The 15,372-nt window shown below is 57.9% G+C and carries 15 protein-coding genes and 1 tRNA gene; 6 read left to right on the top strand and 10 right to left on the bottom strand.

Annotation, left to right across the window (positions count from 1 at the left end):
• Positions 1 to 141: 141 nt before the first annotated feature.
• Positions 142 to 1,533, top strand: coding sequence for a GABA permease (gabP, locus tag ACYZTS_RS06030; protein WP_461994717.1), 1,392 nt, complete (start codon positions 142 to 144; stop codon positions 1,531 to 1,533).
• A gap of 138 nt (positions 1,534 to 1,671) precedes the next feature.
• On the opposite strand, the gene ACYZTS_RS06025 is transcribed toward gabP, so the two are convergent.
• From ACYZTS_RS06025 to ACYZTS_RS05980, 10 genes are all read right to left on the bottom strand, one after another.
• Positions 1,672 to 2,166, bottom strand: a complete 495-nt coding sequence (locus ACYZTS_RS06025; RefSeq protein WP_461994716.1) for a hypothetical protein — start codon at positions 2,164 to 2,166, stop codon at positions 1,672 to 1,674.
• 6 nt (positions 2,167 to 2,172) lie between these two features.
• Positions 2,173 to 2,589, bottom strand: coding sequence for a hypothetical protein (locus ACYZTS_RS06020; RefSeq protein ID WP_461994714.1), 417 nt, complete (start codon positions 2,587 to 2,589; stop codon positions 2,173 to 2,175).
• Positions 2,590 to 2,608: 19 nt separating this feature from the next.
• Positions 2,609 to 3,586, bottom strand: a complete 978-nt coding sequence (locus tag ACYZTS_RS06015) for an alpha/beta hydrolase family protein (protein ID WP_461994712.1) — start codon at positions 3,584 to 3,586, stop codon at positions 2,609 to 2,611.
• 38 nt (positions 3,587 to 3,624) lie between these two features.
• A complete protein-coding gene (locus ACYZTS_RS06010; RefSeq protein WP_461996358.1) occupies positions 3,625 to 4,683 on the bottom strand; it encodes a PDDEXK nuclease domain-containing protein in 1,059 nt (352 codons plus the stop codon).
• Positions 4,684 to 4,907: 224 nt separating this feature from the next.
• Entirely contained in the window at positions 4,908 to 5,699 is a 792-nt protein-coding gene (locus ACYZTS_RS06005; protein WP_028620958.1) for a TSUP family transporter, read from the bottom strand.
• A 74-nt stretch (positions 5,700 to 5,773) separates the two neighbouring features.
• Positions 5,774 to 6,853: a hypothetical protein gene (locus tag ACYZTS_RS06000; protein WP_461994710.1), complete on the bottom strand. Its 1,080-nt coding sequence runs from the start codon at positions 6,851 to 6,853 to the stop codon at positions 5,774 to 5,776.
• 257 nt (positions 6,854 to 7,110) lie between these two features.
• A tRNA-Phe gene (locus ACYZTS_RS05995) sits at positions 7,111 to 7,186 on the bottom strand.
• A gap of 103 nt (positions 7,187 to 7,289) precedes the next feature.
• Complete coding sequence (locus tag ACYZTS_RS05990) at positions 7,290 to 7,562, bottom strand: oxidative damage protection protein (RefSeq protein WP_008149405.1); 273 nt, start codon at positions 7,560 to 7,562, stop codon at positions 7,290 to 7,292.
• Positions 7,559 to 8,626, bottom strand: coding sequence for an A/G-specific adenine glycosylase (gene mutY / locus ACYZTS_RS05985; protein WP_028620956.1), 1,068 nt, complete (start codon positions 8,624 to 8,626; stop codon positions 7,559 to 7,561). The genes ACYZTS_RS05990 and mutY overlap by 4 nt, the downstream gene beginning before the upstream one ends.
• Complete coding sequence (locus ACYZTS_RS05980; RefSeq protein ID WP_461994708.1) at positions 8,623 to 10,839, bottom strand: AsmA family protein; 2,217 nt, start codon at positions 10,837 to 10,839, stop codon at positions 8,623 to 8,625. Before ACYZTS_RS05980 ends, mutY begins: the two co-directional genes overlap by 4 nt.
• 327 nt (positions 10,840 to 11,166) lie before the next feature.
• Between ACYZTS_RS05980 and ACYZTS_RS05975 the strand changes: the two genes are divergently transcribed.
• The 5 genes from ACYZTS_RS05975 to hisA all read left to right on the top strand — a co-directional run bounded on the left by ACYZTS_RS05975 (position 11,167) and on the right by hisA (position 15,363).
• A complete protein-coding gene (locus ACYZTS_RS05975; RefSeq protein ID WP_461994706.1) occupies positions 11,167 to 12,831 on the top strand; it encodes an OFA family MFS transporter in 1,665 nt (554 codons plus the stop codon).
• Between the two features lie 262 nt (positions 12,832 to 13,093).
• Positions 13,094 to 13,687 (top strand): imidazoleglycerol-phosphate dehydratase HisB, encoded by a 594-nt coding sequence (gene hisB / locus ACYZTS_RS05970; protein WP_007939452.1) that lies wholly within the window; start codon positions 13,094 to 13,096, stop codon positions 13,685 to 13,687.
• Positions 13,687 to 14,325, top strand: a complete 639-nt coding sequence (gene hisH / locus ACYZTS_RS05965) for an imidazole glycerol phosphate synthase subunit HisH (RefSeq protein ID WP_461994704.1) — start codon at positions 13,687 to 13,689, stop codon at positions 14,323 to 14,325. The genes hisB and hisH overlap by 1 nt, the downstream gene beginning before the upstream one ends.
• Positions 14,326 to 14,583 carry a DUF2164 domain-containing protein gene (locus ACYZTS_RS05960; protein ID WP_008024930.1) on the top strand — a complete coding sequence of 86 codons (258 nt, stop codon included), beginning with the start codon at positions 14,326 to 14,328 and terminating at the stop codon, positions 14,581 to 14,583. It abuts the gene before it with no gap.
• Between the two features lie 42 nt (positions 14,584 to 14,625).
• Positions 14,626 to 15,363 (top strand): 1-(5-phosphoribosyl)-5-[(5-phosphoribosylamino)methylideneamino]imidazole-4-carboxamide isomerase, encoded by a 738-nt coding sequence (gene hisA / locus ACYZTS_RS05955; protein WP_028620951.1) that lies wholly within the window; start codon positions 14,626 to 14,628, stop codon positions 15,361 to 15,363.
• Positions 15,364 to 15,372 lie beyond the last annotated feature (9 nt).

The following is a 15,372-nucleotide window of genomic DNA, read 5'->3' as shown; positions in this document are numbered from 1 at the left end:
CAGCCCTCGGGTTTACAGACTTTGTTACATTTTGGCGCAATTATTGCGTGCGGAATAAGAAACGCCCCGTTGGTTTCTTTTTACGAGAAAGGAATGTCGGCGGGATGGACGCACACCGCTTTCCCTTACAAAGGTAGTTTTATGAGCAGTAACCCAAGCTCCAACGGCCTCGAACAGGGGCTTAAACCGCGTCATGTGACCATGCTGTCGATCGCCGGGGTTATCGGTGCCGGCCTGTTCGTCGGCTCCGGCCACGCCATCGCTGCGGCAGGCCCAGCTGTGCTGTTGGCCTATGCGGCCGCCGGTACGTTAGTCGTGCTGGTCATGCGCATGCTCGGCGAAATGGCTGTCGCTTCACCGGACACTGGCTCGTTTTCGACCTACGCCGATCGTGCGATCGGCCACTGGGCCGGTTTTACCATCGGCTGGTTGTACTGGTGGTTCTGGGTATTGGTGATTCCGCTGGAAGCCAACGCCGCTGCGACCATTCTTCATGCGTGGTTCCCGAATATCGCGATCTGGGCGTTCACGCTGGTGATCACGCTGCTACTTACCGCAACCAACCTATTCAGCGTGAAGAATTATGGTGAGTTCGAGTTCTGGTTCGCTCTGATCAAGGTCATTGCGATTGTCGGCTTCATTGCGTTGGGTGTTCTGGCCATTTTCGGCTTCCTGCCGACCAGCCAGGTCAGCGGCGTCTCGCACCTGTTCGACACTCAAGGTTTCCTGCCGAACGGCATGGGCGCGGTACTCGCTGCCATGCTGACCACCATGTTTTCCTTCATGGGTACGGAGATCGTGACCATCGCCGCGGCGGAGTCCAAGGACCCCGGCAAGCAAATCTCCAAGGCAACCAACTCGGTGATCTGGCGGATCGGCTTGTTTTACCTCGTGTCGATTTTCATCGTCGTGGCGCTGGTGCCTTGGAACGACCCGGTACTGGCCAGCGTCGGCTCCTATCAGACCGTGCTTGAGCGGATGGGCATCCCGAACGCCAAGCTGATCGTCGACATCGTGGTGCTGGTGGCTGTCACCAGTTGCCTGAATTCGGCGCTCTATACGGCTTCGCGGATGATGTTTTCGCTGGGCAAGCGCGGCGATGCGCCGGCCGTCTCCACGCGCACCAATCGCAGCGGCACGCCGTATTGGGCCGTCATGCTGTCGACCGGCGCTGCATTCCTGGCGGTATTTGCCAACTACGTAGCACCGGCTGCCGTGTTTGAATTCCTGCTGGCTAGCTCGGGCGCCATCGCGTTGCTGGTTTATCTGGTGATCGCGGTTTCCCAGCTGCGCATGCGTCAGAAACGTAAAGCGGCCGGGGAGAAAGTCGAGTTCCGGATGTGGCTGTTCCCGGGCCTGACCTACGCCGTCATTGTGTTCATTGTCGGTGTGCTGACGATCATGCTGTTCCAGGAAGCCCATCGTGTGGAGATTCTCGCAACCGGTTTGCTGAGCGTACTGGTTGTCGCTGCGGGACTGATCGTGTCTCGGCGTCGCAAGCTGCAGAGGGTGGGCGCAGCTGCGCTGAATTAATGGTTTGTGGATGACGCAAAACGGCCGCTGTCAGGGATGACAGGCGGCCGCGGTTTGTTCTCGATGGCGAACATGCAGATGTTGATGTCGTGAAGCCAGAAACAGCCGTATCCACGAAAAAGCGACCTCTGCCGTGATTTACTCAGCCTGCTTTGGTTCCATCACGATATCGATTGCCTGGCGGTAGCTATCCAGGGCGGTACCGAAGTCCTTGATGACTTCGGGATCCTCCAGCCAGCGCTGCGCAGCTTCCCGGTCGATGCCATCAGCCCACATCCGATAATCGATCAGCATGTCTGCAGCCAGGTGTGTAGCAGCCATGGCTTCGTCATCAGCATTTTCCATGTCAAGGAGATCAGGCTCTTCGCTGATGATGACGCTCAAAGACACCAACATGCTCACCAGCATATTGACGCGACCCTGTTCTTCTTCCATTTGCATGTTGCTGAACATGATCAGGATATTTTCAGGAATCCCGTCTTCTCCTTCCGAAAGCTCGTATGGATCGTAAAGTCCGTCTGTTTCGGCTGGATCATTGATGCCAGCCAAAGGAGCTCTGCCACTGACACGGATTTGCTTGGCTTTCGCTTTTGCGCGCTTTGCGCGTTTCTGCTGCTTATTCAGGGAGGCCATGGGAACTCAGTCTGGTTTCTGTGGATTTTGGGCCGCGATGGCTTCGGAGGCCGCTACGTAATCGACCTGGAAGGCTGGGGATTCGATCCAGGCCAGCGCGCCGGCTTCGTCTGTTTCGGTGGACCATTGGCGATACTCGATCAAGGCGCCGATGATGAAATCTGTCGCGGTTTCTTCACCTTCCTGCTGCAGCACGAGAGCGAGCAGTGGGTGTTCAAGAAAGGCTGTGCACATGGCTTTCTGGCTGATCTTTTCCGCGTCGATCATTTCCTTGAACAGGTCCGTCAGATCGACCGACTCGAAGTCGATGCGATCATCATTCGGGTCCAGCTCCACCGGCGCGGCAGCCCGCTGGGTGCGGTTTTGCTTGGCCTTGGCTTTGGCGCGGGTGGCACGTTTTTGCTGTTTGCTGGCGGAAGCCATGGTTTTGATCCGTTGTACGTTAAAGGGGCTGACTGCGCGGCACTGTCCGCCCGGGCGTATCGGGGGCCAGTTCGCCGTGTTGCAGCCAGGACAATGCAATGGGCCATAGTGTGGCTTGGTATGCGCTGCGGAAAAAGGCGAAATGTCCAACTTCTTGTTCGCCGATATCTTCCGGGGCGATCCGCAGGTGGGTGTTTGTGCTGTTGATGAAGTAGGCGAGCAGGCGTTCGATGGCGGGAATCGTACCGTAAGGATCGTCTGCGATGCTGATGGCGAGTATTTTTGCGATGACATTGGCGAAGGGCAGGCTGCCGCCGGCCGCGTGGATGATGCGACCACTGGGTCGTGTTTCGTACCGCGCTGTGGGTGTACTCCAGTCGCGGACGACGCCAGCGGGCGTATCTTCGAGCCAGCTAAGGCGTTTGCCGGGAAAGTAGCCGCAGAGCATCGTGATCAGTGGCATCGCCACGTGCCACCTGCCAAACATCCGCCAGCGTTGCGCCGGGGCATAGTCGCGCCAATAGGCGAATTGCGCGCCGACGGTGACCATGTGCCGGATGACGTGTCCGGATGCGCCCAAGCCTGCAGCACAGCCACCAAAGCTGTGGCCGACGACATCAATGGCTTGCCCGGGAAATTCACGCTCGGCGCGCTTGAGTATCGCCTCGAAATCCAGCGCGCCCCAGTCGGACCATGACGCCTGCAACTGTCTCAGTGATAACGGTCGCGACTCGCCAATGCCGCGGTAATCATAAGTGATGACGTCGAAGCCGTTGTCGAAAAGGTAATCGGCGAAGCGCGAGTAATGCCGGCAGCGAACCGAGGTGGCGGCGTTGATGATCACCACTGGACGAGTGATGTCTTGAGACGAATGCCGCCAGGTGTAACCGCCAAGGGTGTAGCCGTCTGCGGCGGGCTCTTTGAAGGGGTGGCCGGAAACGGACTGTGCTGGCGGCGGCTCCACTTGAGTGGTGGGCAGTGCGATGTCCAGATTCATCAGGTATGACCTTTGCCAGTGGCTGTCAACGATAGACTTTATCCGGTGTTCTGAGCGAGTCTCCGCTCTTCGACCGCCGCGCGTTCGCGATCCAGTTCCGCACGTAATTCTTCTTCGCTAGGCAGAACCAACTTGTACTTGCTGGCGAACAATTGCTCATGACCTTCCAGCATCGAGTAACGCACTACCGATTCATCTTTTTGTGCGCAAAGAATAATCCCTACGGTCGGACCATCCTCCGCACCACGTTTGAGGTCGTCATACATGCGCACGTACATGTCCATCTGCCCTACGTCCTGATGGGTCAACTCGCCACGTTTGAGATCAAAAATGACAAAGCACTTCAGCAGGTAATTGTAGAACACCAAGTCAATATAGAAGTCTTTGCTCTCTGTGCTGATCCGTTGCTGCCGGGCGATGAAAGCGAAGCCTTTGCCTAGCTCAAGCAAGAAAGCCTGAAGTTGATTGATCAATGCCTGTTCGAGACTGGTTTCCTGCGTAAGCCCTGCATTGGGCAGGCCCAGAAATTCGAGCATTACCGGGTCTCTGATGAAATCTCTGGGTTGTGCGTTCATTTGCTGAATGGTGGTGTAGGCCTCCTGCTCAACGGCAGATCGGTCGCGGCTAACCAGCAGGCGCTCGTAGTAGAGCGTGTTGATCTGGCGTTCCAAAGCCCGGCTGGACCAGTTCTGAACGGCCGACTCGTTCATGTACCAATGTCGGGCGCGATCATTCTCTACGCGGAGCAGGCGGCGATAATGGGTCCAGCTCAATTCGGAACGCAGTGCGCTCCAAATTGGAAAAGTCTGATAGAAATCCCGCATGTATCGCAGGTTGCGTTCGTCAAACCCCTTGCCGAACTGGCTAGTCAGGTTGATCGCGAGGGTTGGAAGTAAGCGTTTACCGTACGCCGCCCGACGAGCCCCCTCCTGCTCGAACTCCACGATATGCCGTCCAATCTGCCAGCAGGTTTGCACCTGAACGGTATCAACCGTGCGCAGAATTTTCAGCCGTGCTTCTCGGATCAGCTTGCCCAAATCACCGAGCAGGGTGTCGAGGTGTGAGTCTTGAGTATTGCCAGGTCTGAGTACGCTCATGAAGTCTTCCACTGCTGAATGAACAGGTGGAAATCATTGCAAGGAAGCCAGGTCTCCGATGCCGGGCGCGGCTGATAAACCGGAAGGAAGGTTCGGTTGATTTTGCGGGACCATACCGACTGCGAGCAGGGCTCAAGGAGCGCGCCCTGTAGTCCGTTTCGCAGTGACTTGGGGTGCTAATCACTCTGGAATTGGAGCATCCAGTGTGGCCTTCATGCCGAGTCTCACAGGAAAGCCAGCGACCGCATGACCGCAACGCGCAACGGGTTGGTTTCTACGCTCAGCAACTTGATGGCCAGGGCGCAGCAGACGACGATCAGCATCGGCTTGATGAGTTTTGGACCGACCCGCACGGCGGCTCGCGCGCCCAATTGAGCGCCCACAAATGCGGCGAGAGCCATGGCTATGGCGACGGGCCAGACAATCACGCCCTTGGTGATGAAGATCGACAGGGAACCCAGGTTGCATGAGGCATTGGCGAGTTTGGTAAAACTCATGGCCCGCATCATCCCCAAGCCGCACAGGAGCACGAACCCGACGATAAAGAACGAGCCGACACCGGGGCCAAAAATACCGTCGTAAAAGCCCAGAATCGGCGCCACGGTAAACGAGAAAAGCAGAATGCCAATTTTTTTGCGCCGGTCTTCGTTAGTCAGTTTCGGTGACAGCGCAAAATAGATGGCCACCAGTATCAGCATGATCGGTACGCACACTTCCAGATAACGCTTATCTACCGAACTGACCAGCAAGGCTCCGCCTGCGCCACCCAAAAATGCGCAGATAACCAGCCAGCGGCCCTCGCGCCATTCGATCAATCCTTTACGAGCGAAAGTGACCGTCGCAGAAATCGTTGCTGAAGCCGCTTGAAACTTGTTTGTTGCAATAGCGCTGATGGGGTCCATTCCGGCCAAAAATAATGCGGGCAACGTGATCAACCCACCGCCCCCTGCAATAGCGTCGAAAAACCCTGCGCAAAATGCGACGAGTGCCAATATGCCAATGACATCCCAAGACATCTTATTTCCTCTTTTTTACATCCTGGCCACTTCACCAAGGACTGGTGATCGGGCAATTGAGCGTTAAACAGGAGTCATCCCCGCAGCAGCAACGGGTCTTCTGAAATAACAATCGGAGAGGAAAATTTTGACAGGCCGAAAATCCGCACCAGTACACGTCTGTTGTCCTTGATAACATCGCGACAGTGCAGGGCCCGGACGTTATTGATGATCATGGCCGACTCTTGAGTAAGTGTGTGTTTGACTGGATTTGCCTCGTCTATCGTCTGGCAAAGCGCGGCGTAGGCTCTTGCGACCAAATGGGAGGCATTGTCTTGGAGCGAGAAACGGTATGAGTTAAAGCGTGCTGCCCAGCCGACCTTTTCATCGAACTGCAGAATTGAGACATTCCGACCGTCCTCACCCTTGCCATCGACGAAAGAGTCACTGCGAGTAAATTGAAAATTAGGAGTGGTCAGCGCGAGGCTGTGGGTAATGCCGATTTTCTCCAGTATTGGCGGAAGCGGTATCACCAAGGTGGGTTCCAGGCCCGGATTCCACAGGGCCGAGAGAATCAGCGAAGAGGGCGAGGGAGAATGCCCTCTTTCCGCGTTCACTGCGCACCAGTAAGGCGCCTCCGTGTGCGGGCCGAGCGCCAGGCCGGAGTGGGAGCTCAGTTCTTTGATGGTGGGCTCGTCGTGGATCACCGTCAGCCCGCCGCCCTTGAAGTTGGCAACCAGTCGAACCAGTTTTCCTTCGTTATCCATGTCGTAGGCGAAGGCGCTGTTGTCCACCAGCTTCAACAGGATTTGATTGCGGCCGGCCAGACAGAGGACGTCATGTCGCTCCTCCAGGGCTGCCAGGTCGGGGAGCTGGGCGGGCGGACTCGCGTCGGTGATCCGTTGCAACCCATCAAAGATCAGCAGAGAAACCAGCCCATCCGAATAAGCCGTCAGAAGTGCATTTTGATCATCGGAGAACGAACGCTTCAGCTCTGTGGCCCCGTCGCAGGCCTTGGCGTTGGCACTTGAGAATTGCGGCCCGCCCAAGTCGGCCAGCTCTTCAGAGAAACGGTGAAGCAGCTTTGATTGTGCAGTGGTGAAGCTGAGGGTTCCAACTTCCTGTTCGACGCAGGACTCAACAGTCCGAACGCGTCGCTTGATAGCTTCCGTCATTATTCCATCCGTGGGGGGAGCGATTTATTGCACGTTTTCAAGCAGTCCGTGGCGAGTGTCCTACTCGCCGAGCAAGGCTACCATCTAACTTTTGGCTGACGGGGGGATTGTTGTTTCGGAAGAATTCGCCCGAAAATTGCAGAGAAAGGCGGTTCGCGGCGAGCGCGGCTCTGGCACGTCGGATGCTCTTACGGACCCGTGATCAAATCCCAGGCATAAAAAAACCCTGAATCTTGCGATTCAGGGTTTTCGGTATTTGGTGCCCAGAGACGGAATCGAACCGCCGACACGGGGATTTTCAATCCCCTGCTCTACCGACTGAGCTATCTGGGCAACGGGGCGCATTAAACGGGTTTTTCAGGGGGTCGTCAAGCAAGTTTTCAAAAAATATTTAATTATTACCGTCGCTTACGATCCGACCCCAGAGAAATCGGGATTATTCAGCGGGTGGCACGTAGCCGTCGGCCTTGGCGTATTCCTCGCCGGAAAAGAACTTGTCCATCTCGCCCTGCAGATATTTGCGGTCTTCGGCGTTCATCATGTTCAAGCGTTTTTCGTTGATGAGCAGGGTCTGGTGTTTCTGCCAGTCGGCCCAGGCCTTGGCCGAGACGTGGTCAAAAATGTCCTGACCTTTTGCGCCCGGGAATGGAGCGCGCTCAAGGGCGGGCAATTCTTCTTTGTACTTGCGGCACATGATGGTGCGGGTCATGACGACTCTCCTGCGTTCAATACGGCGGCCGCGCGTTCGAGCAAGGTTTTGACCGGGGCGGCAAGGCCCAGGCGCGGCGGGGTGGCGAGGTTATACCAGAGCCAGTCGGCCTCGGCCACGTGATGGCCGGCCTCCTGAACCTGAACCAGCCAGGGTTCGATGGATAACTGAAAATGGCTGAAGGTGTGCACCAGGCTCGGCAGCGCTTGTTGCGTCCCCAATTCCAGCGAGTGCTGCGTGGCCAGATGCTGCAGGTCATCGAGGTCGTCGAGTTCCGGCAGGCTCCAGAGGCCGCCCCACAAACCTGTGGAAGGACGGCGGTAAAGCAGAATCGCACCGTCATCGTTGGCGAGCATCGGCATCAGTGTGCGTTTCTGCGGCACGGCTTTACGCGGCTTGGGAATCGGGTAGCGGGTTTCCAGGCCAAGCATGTGCGCTTCGCAGCCTTTTTCCAGCGGACACAGCAGACAACTCGGTTTGCTGCGCGTGCACAGCGTGGCGCCCAGATCCATCATTGCCTGCGTATAGGCGTTGACTCGATCGTGCGGTGTGAAACGCTCGGCATTCGCCCACAGCTGTTTGGCCACCTTAGGCTCGCCGGGATAGCCCTCCTGCGCCGTGAAGCGCGCCAGGACGCGTTTGACGTTGCCATCCAGAATCGGTGCGCGCAAACCCATGCTCAGGCTGGCGATAGCGCCGGCGGTGGACAGGCCGATGCCCGGCAGCTCAACCAGTTTTTCGACATCGCGCGGAAACTCGCCGCCATATTCAGCCACGACGATTTTTGCGGTCTTCTGCAGATTGCGCGCGCGGGTGTAATAACCGAGGCCCGTCCACAGGTGCAGCACTTCATCTTCCGGGGCGGCGGCCAAAGCTTCCACCGTCGGCAAGGACGCCATGAAGCGGTCGAAGTAATTCAGCACGGTGCTGACCTGGGTTTGCTGCAACATGATTTCCGAGACCCACACCCGATACGGCGTGATGCCTTGCTGCCAGGGTAAATCGTGGCGGCCATGGCGGTCGTACCAATCCAGCACGGCCGCTGAAAACTGCTCCGCTCTCATCGCTTGAACAGCCCCTTCAGCGCGTCTTTCAGCTCAGGGCTGACCTTGTCGCCCAGTTTCTCGTCAATTTTGTCGCTGAGCTTGTCGCCTGCAAGTTTGGCAGCGACCTGGCCCATGCGTTCGTTGTCGAGACGGCATGCCTTGGCGCCGAGTTCCAGCGGGCCACGGCAGCGCAGCGGCCATTCGATGCCGACGAATTTCTCGCTAACCTGGCAGGCCGGATCGGGCATGTCGCTCTTGTCGCCCTCGACGATGATGCCGACGCGATAATCCATGCCCAGCACCCGCAGATCGACGTCGCCGTCACCCTTGACGGTCATGCCGGGGATGCGAACCCGCAAATCCGGATTGCTGGCCACGCCGTTACGGAAGGTCAGGTTGCCGTTGAGCTCCTGAAACGGCGTGTCCTTGCCGCGCGGTTCGCCGCTCAGGGTTTTGCGGTTGAGCGTGGCGATGCCTTTGCACAGTTGCTGCTCGAGGTTCGCGTTGAGGAGCACGCCGTTGTTGATGACGAAGCTGGCATTGCCGTTAAGGCTTTCGATCAGCGCCTTCTGGCTATTACCGCTGCCGCTCAGGTCGCTGTTAAGTGTGATCAGGCCTTTGACCGGCGGATTTTTACCCTGGCTTTCGAGGATTTTTTCCACCGGGACTTTGCTGATATTGGTCTGCATGCTCAACGCGGGCACTTGTTGACGCACGTCGAGTGTGCCCCTGGCTTCGAAGTTGCCGTTGTACAGGTCGCCGCGCAGATTCTCGAGTGTCAGCAGGCCGCCCTCGCCGGTGGCTTTGAGTGCGGCATTCTCGATTGGCAATTTGTCGAGGGTCAGCAGGCCGAAGGTCAGGTCGGCGTCCACGTCGAGCTTGCTCAGGCGCTCCACCGGCAACAGACGCTCGGTGCTCCAGGCGCCTTTGGTGGGTTTGTCCGGCAGCGGTGTGCTGCCCGCGCCTGCCATGGCACTGGCTTCGGTACTCGCCACTTCGGCCTGACGCACTTGCGTTGCGCTGCTGGCTTCGGCGGACTTCGGCGGCAGGTAGCGATCAACATTAAACGTATCGGCCTTGAGAATGGCCCGCAGCGATTGCTTGGCGAAATCCTCGACGGCAATGCGCCCACTGAAATTGCTGTCGTCGACTTTTAGATTGATGTTGTCCAGCGAAAGGCTGTTGGGTGTGCCTGCAACGCGGCTGACCAGTTCGACCTTGCTCAGGCTGCCCTCGGCCATGGCCGGCAGTTTCTGGCCAATACTGTCGACGAATTTCGCCAGATCGAACTGGGCGATCGAAATACCGCCGGTGATCTGCGGCGTTTTGTCGAGGTCGTTGACCTTCAGTTCACCGAGTGCGCGCATTTGGTTGGCAGAGATCTTGATGCCCGTCCATTCGGCGACGTTCGCGGCTTTATCCAGCAACAGTTGACCCTGAGCAGCGAACGTCATGGTCTTGCCTTGCAACGGCTCGCCGGCCACTTCACCGGACAATTTCATGTCTTCGAATTTGTAACGCTGCAACGCGCGCTCAAAGCGCAGCTCGCCATTGAGCTCGGTACGCACGCGCAGGACAGGCTGGTTGGCGCCCAGGAATGCTGTGAGTTTCACCGGGATATTGGTCGAGTCGTGAACCGGGCCGGTACTCAGCTGGATGCTTTCAGCGCTGTACAGCTTGCCGGTTTTTTCATCGGTGTACTCCACGCGAGCGTTGTTGACGGTCAGGCTGTCGATGTCGAGCCGGATCGGCTGCGCCGGTTTTTCTGGCTTGGCGGCTGTGTCAGTCGCGGGTTCACCGGTCGTCGGCGCAGAGGCGGGATCCGCCGGCGCCTTGCCGATGTCTTCCCAGTTGCCATGACCATCCTTGTCGCGGTTCAGGCGCAGGTTCAGGCCTTCGACACGGACATCGCTCATCTGCACTTCACGGCGCAGCAGCGGCAATACGCGAACCGACAAGCCGAGCATTTGCAGATCGGCAAAGGGCTCGGTGGGCTTGTTCAGGGTTGCGACACTGGCTTCATGCAGCTCCAGGCCCAGCCATGGGAACAGGCTCCAGCCGATATCGCCATTGAGCGTCAGCTCGATGTGAGCCTTATCGCGGGCTATCTGGCGAATCTCGTCTTTATAGTCGTTGGGATCGAAGAGATGGGTCAGGGCAAAGCCCAGCGCCACTATGATCAGCAACAGCCCGAGAAGTACCAGACCCAGGATTTTGCCGAACGCTTTCATGGGCGAGTCCTTGTAGTTAGTCGAATTCGAAATTTAGCCGGGGAGTATAGCGCTCCAAAGCACATGACTGGCAGCGATCAGCCCGGCAGCATATTCGGTGTCAGCTTCAGCCTGGCTTCGGCTCGCAAACCAGGCGACTTGCAAATAGTGATATCAGATTGGTTTTTCTGTCACGTTCAGATGGTAACCTCTGCCGGTTCGTCCGTCCTTCTGCGGCAAGCTGTCGCACCAAAATGGAGCTTCAACCCTATAAGACAGTCATGCGTGCGCATAAGGCTGGGGTTAAGCAGTGGCTGACGAACCATACTAATAATTGGGGGATACACAATGACAACGAGTACTACGGCGGACGGCTACAGCCCCGCCCAGCCAGCGTTCCTGTCCAAGGAGCGCATTATCGCCAAGCCCGGTTTCAACCGTTGGCTGGTCCCACCGGCCGCGCTGGCCATTCACCTGTGCATCGGCATGGCCTACGGCTTTTCGGTGTTCTGGCTGCCACTGTCCAAAGCTTTGGGCGTGACCAAGGCAGTTGTCTGCGCCCCGGAAATGGGTTTCATCGAGCAGATTTTTTCGTCGCAATGTGACTGGCCGATTTCCATGCTCGGCTGGATCTACACCCTGTTCTTCATCTTCCTCGGCTGCTCGGCAGCGATCTGGGGTGGCTGGCTGGAACACGCCGGGCCGCGCAAGGCCGGCGTCGTGTCGGCGCTGTGCTGGTGTGGCGGTCTGCTGATTTCAGCGCTCGGCATCTATACGCATCAGATCTGGCTGATGTGGCTCGGTTCTGGCGTGATTGGCGGTATCGGTCTGGGCCTGGGTTACATCTCGCCGGTCTCGACCCTGATCAAGTGGTTCCCGGACAAGCGTGGCATGGCGACCGGCATGGCGATCATGGGTTTCGGCGGTGGCGCAATGGTCGGCGCTCCCCTGGCGGCAGCCTTGATGAGCCACTTCTCGTCGCCAACCAGCGTCGGCGTTTGGCAGAGCTTCCTGGTAATGGCCGCGATCTACTTCGTGTTCATGATCGGCGGCGCACTGTCCTACCGCGTGCCGCCAACCGGCTGGAAGCCTGAAGGCTGGACTGCCCCGGCGAAAAAAGCCTCGAACGCTATGATCACCCATCGCCACGTGCACGTGAATGTGGCGTGGAAAACCCCGCAATTCCGTCTGGTCTGGCTGGTGTTGTGCCTGAACGTATCGGCCGGTATCGGCATCCTCGGCATGGCTTCGCCACTGTTGCAGGAAGTGTTCGGTGGCAAGCTGATCGGTGTTGACCTGCCGTTTGGTCAACTGGACGCCGGGCAACTGGCATCGATCGCTGCGATTGCTGCGGGCTTCACCGGTTTGTTGAGCCTGTTCAACATCGGCGGTCGGTTCTTCTGGGCTTCGTTCTCGGATTACCTGGGCCGCAAGAACACCTATTTCGTGTTCTTCGCCCTCGGTTTCGCGCTATACGCGTTGATCCCGAACCTTGGTCATCTGGGTAACGTTGCGCTGTTCGTGGCCGCGTTCTGCATCATCCTGTCGATGTACGGCGGCGGTTTCGCGACCGTTCCAGCCTATCTGGCTGATCTGTTCGGTACGCAGATGGTCGGCGCGATTCACGGTCGTCTGCTGACAGCGTGGGCGGCGGCGGGTGTGTTGGGTCCGGTGCTGGTGAACTACCTGCGTGAATATCAGTTGAGCATCGGCGTTGAACGCGCGGCCGCTTACGACATTACGCTGTACATCCTCGCTGGCCTGCTGGTGCTGGGTTTCATCTGCAACCTGCTGGTGCGTCCGGTGGCGGACAAGTACTTCATGACCGACGCGGAACTGGCTGCCGAACAGGCGCTGGGCCATGACAAGGGTGCTGATGCCAGCACCGTGCTGGAGTGGAAAGCCGCGCCAGGCACCAAACCGCTGGCGCTCGCCGCATGGCTGGTGGTTGGGATTCCGTTGGCGTGGGGTGTTTGGGTCACGCTGCAGAAGACTGCGGTGTTGTTCAACTAAGTAAGACGTAGTACCCCTGTAGGAGTGAGCCTGCTCGCGATAAGGGTCTGACAGTCGACAGAAATGTTGACTGTGAGGCCCTTATCGCGAGCAGGCTCACTCCTACAATTGTTTTGAGGTGTCTGAAATAGCTTGTATGGACATGTCTACCCGCCAAACCCCCGAAATCACTCCGTCAGTCATATCACCTCCCGTGTTTCTGTTTCCCGTCCGCGTGCCTATAATGGCTGCCTTTTTCGCCCAATGATTTGCGGAGCTGGTGATGGCCGAACGTATGGCGTCAGTCGAGCGCGACACTCTGGAAACCCAGATTAAAGCCTCGATCAACCTGGATGGCACCGGAAAGGCCCGATTTGATATCGGTGTTCCTTTTCTTGAGCACATGCTGGACCAGATCGCCCGTCACGGGCTGATCGACCTGGATATCGTCAGCAAGGGCGACCTGCATATCGACGACCACCACACCGTGGAAGACGTCGGTATCACCCTCGGTCAGGCATTCACCAAAGCCATCGGCGACAAGAAAGGCATCCGTCGCTACGGTCACGCCTACGTGCCGCTCGATGAAGCGCTGTCGCGCGTGGTGATCGATTTCTCCGGCCGTCCTGGCCTGCAGATGCATGTGCCCTACACCCGCGCCACCGTCGGCGGTTTCGACGTTGACTTGTTCCAGGAATTCTTCCAGGGCTTCGTCAACCACGCCAACGTCACGCTGCACATCGACAACCTGCGTGGGCACAACACTCACCACCAGATCGAAACCGTATTCAAGGCTTTCGGCCGCGCACTGCGCATGGCCGTAGAGCTGGACGACCGCATGGCCGGTCAGATGCCGTCGACCAAAGGCGTTCTGTAATGCAGACGGTCGCGGTTATCGATTACGGCATGGGCAACCTGCACTCGGTGGCCAAGGCCCTCGAGCACGTCGGTGCCGGCAAGGTTCTGATCACCAGCGATGCCAATGTGATTCGCGAAGCCGACAGGGTTGTGTTTCCCGGTGTTGGCGCGATTCGCGATTGCATGGCGGAGATCCGTCGTCTGGGCTTCGATTCGCTGGTGCGTGAAGTCAGCCAGGACCGTCCGTTCCTCGGCATCTGCGTCGGCATGCAAGCCTTGCTCGACAGCAGTGAAGAGAACGACGGCGTCGACTGCATCGGCCTGTTTCCGGGTGCGGTGAAGTTTTTCGGCAAGGATTTGCATGAAGACGGCGAGCACCTGAAAGTCCCGCACATGGGCTGGAACGAAGTGAAGCAGACGGTGAGTCATCCGCTGTGGCACGACATTCCGGACCTGGCGCGTTTCTACTTCGTGCACAGCTACTACATCGCCGCCGGGAATGCGCGGCAGGTGGTGGGTGGCGGTCACTACGGTGTCGATTTCGCTGCTGCGCTGGCTGAAGGGTCGCGTTTTGCCGTGCAGTTCCACCCGGAGAAAAGCCATACCCATGGCCTGCAATTGCTGCAGAACTTCGCCGCGTGGGATGGGCGCTGGTAAATGGCCGTCAAAAAGAAGCCGCCGATCCTGACCCTCACTCCCGAACAGGAGAACGAGGCCAATCATAAGATCAAGCGCTTCATGGAGGATCGTTTCGAACTGGACCTGGGTTCGTTCGAAGCAGCCGAGATCCTTGAGCTGTTTACCCGTGAAATTGCTCCGCACTATTACAACAGGGCGATTTTCGATGTGCAGACGCACCTCAAAGAGAGGTTCGAAAGCATCGAAAGCGACTTGTGGGCGCTCGAGAAAAACTGATTTCCGAGCGAAGCTGAATACTCGAATTTGAAGGTTTGCCAGATGCTGATTATTCCCGCTATCGATCTCAAGGACGGTGCCTGTGTACGTCTGCGCCAGGGCCGCATGGAAGATTCCACGGTGTTCTCCGATGACCCGGTGAGCATGGCTGCCAAGTGGGTGGAGGGCGGTTGCCGTCGTCTGCATCTGGTCGACTTGAACGGTGCTTTCGAAGGCCAGCCGGTCAACGGCGAAGTGGTCACCGCCATCGCCAAGCGCTACCCGAATCTGCCGATCCAGATCGGTGGCGGCATCCGCTCGCTGGAAACCATCGAGCACTACGTCAAGGCTGGCGTGAGCTATGTGATCATCGGCACCAAAGCCGTGAAAGATCCGGCATTCGTCGCAGAAGCCTGCCGCGCGTTTCCGGGCAAAGTGATTGTCGGTCTGGATGCCAAGGACGGTTTTGTCGCCACTGACGGCTGGGCTGAAATCAGCACCGTTCAGGTCATCGACCTGGCCAAGCGATTTGAGGCCGACGGGGTTTCCGCGATCGTTTATACCGACATCGCCAAAGACGGCATGATGCAGGGCTGCAACGTTCCCTTCACCGCTGCGCTGGCTGCGGCGACGAAGATTCCGGTGATCGCCTCCGGTGGCATTCACAACCTTGGCGACATCAAGTCGCTGCTCGATGCAAAAGCCCCAGGCATCATTGGTGCAATCACCGGCCGGGCGATCTATGAAGGCACCCTCGACGTCGCTGAAGCGCAAGCTTTCTGCGATTCGTACAAAGGCTGAGGACTGACC

This window comes from Pseudomonas sp. TMB3-21, assembly GCF_054898145.1.
Note: the sequence above shows the minus strand (reverse complement) of the source record. Positions and strands in the feature narration are given on the sequence as shown.

Bases quoted from the DNA above. Each gene is read 5' to 3' on its own strand.
- ACYZTS_RS05980 (WP_461994708.1), bottom strand. From the start codon at position 10,839: ATGAAAGCGTTCGGCAAAATCCTGGGTCTGGTACTTCTCGGGCTGTTG.
- ACYZTS_RS06020 (WP_461994714.1), bottom strand. From the start codon at position 2,589: ATGGCTTCCGCCAGCAAACAGCAAAAACGTGCCACCCGCGCCAAAGCC.
- hisA (WP_028620951.1), top strand. From the start codon at position 14,626: ATGCTGATTATTCCCGCTATCGATCTCAAGGACGGTGCCTGTGTACGT.
- ACYZTS_RS05975 (WP_461994706.1), top strand. From the start codon at position 11,167: ATGACAACGAGTACTACGGCGGACGGCTACAGCCCCGCCCAGCCAGCG.
- ACYZTS_RS06000 (WP_461994710.1), bottom strand. From the start codon at position 6,853: ATGACGGAAGCTATCAAGCGACGCGTTCGGACTGTTGAGTCCTGCGTC.
- ACYZTS_RS06005 (WP_028620958.1), bottom strand. From the start codon at position 5,699: ATGTCTTGGGATGTCATTGGCATATTGGCACTCGTCGCATTTTGCGCA.
- gabP (WP_461994717.1), top strand. From the start codon at position 142: ATGAGCAGTAACCCAAGCTCCAACGGCCTCGAACAGGGGCTTAAACCG.
- hisH (WP_461994704.1), top strand. From the start codon at position 13,687: ATGCAGACGGTCGCGGTTATCGATTACGGCATGGGCAACCTGCACTCG.
- ACYZTS_RS06015 (WP_461994712.1), bottom strand. From the start codon at position 3,586: ATGAATCTGGACATCGCACTGCCCACCACTCAAGTGGAGCCGCCGCCA.
- ACYZTS_RS06025 (WP_461994716.1), bottom strand. From the start codon at position 2,166: ATGGCCTCCCTGAATAAGCAGCAGAAACGCGCAAAGCGCGCAAAAGCG.
- hisB (WP_007939452.1), top strand. From the start codon at position 13,094: ATGGCCGAACGTATGGCGTCAGTCGAGCGCGACACTCTGGAAACCCAG.
- mutY (WP_028620956.1), bottom strand. From the start codon at position 8,626: ATGAGAGCGGAGCAGTTTTCAGCGGCCGTGCTGGATTGGTACGACCGC.
- ACYZTS_RS05960 (WP_008024930.1), top strand. From the start codon at position 14,326: ATGGCCGTCAAAAAGAAGCCGCCGATCCTGACCCTCACTCCCGAACAG.
- ACYZTS_RS05990 (WP_008149405.1), bottom strand. From the start codon at position 7,562: ATGACCCGCACCATCATGTGCCGCAAGTACAAAGAAGAATTGCCCGCC.
- ACYZTS_RS06010 (WP_461996358.1), bottom strand. From the start codon at position 4,683: ATGAGCGTACTCAGACCTGGCAATACTCAAGACTCACACCTCGACACC.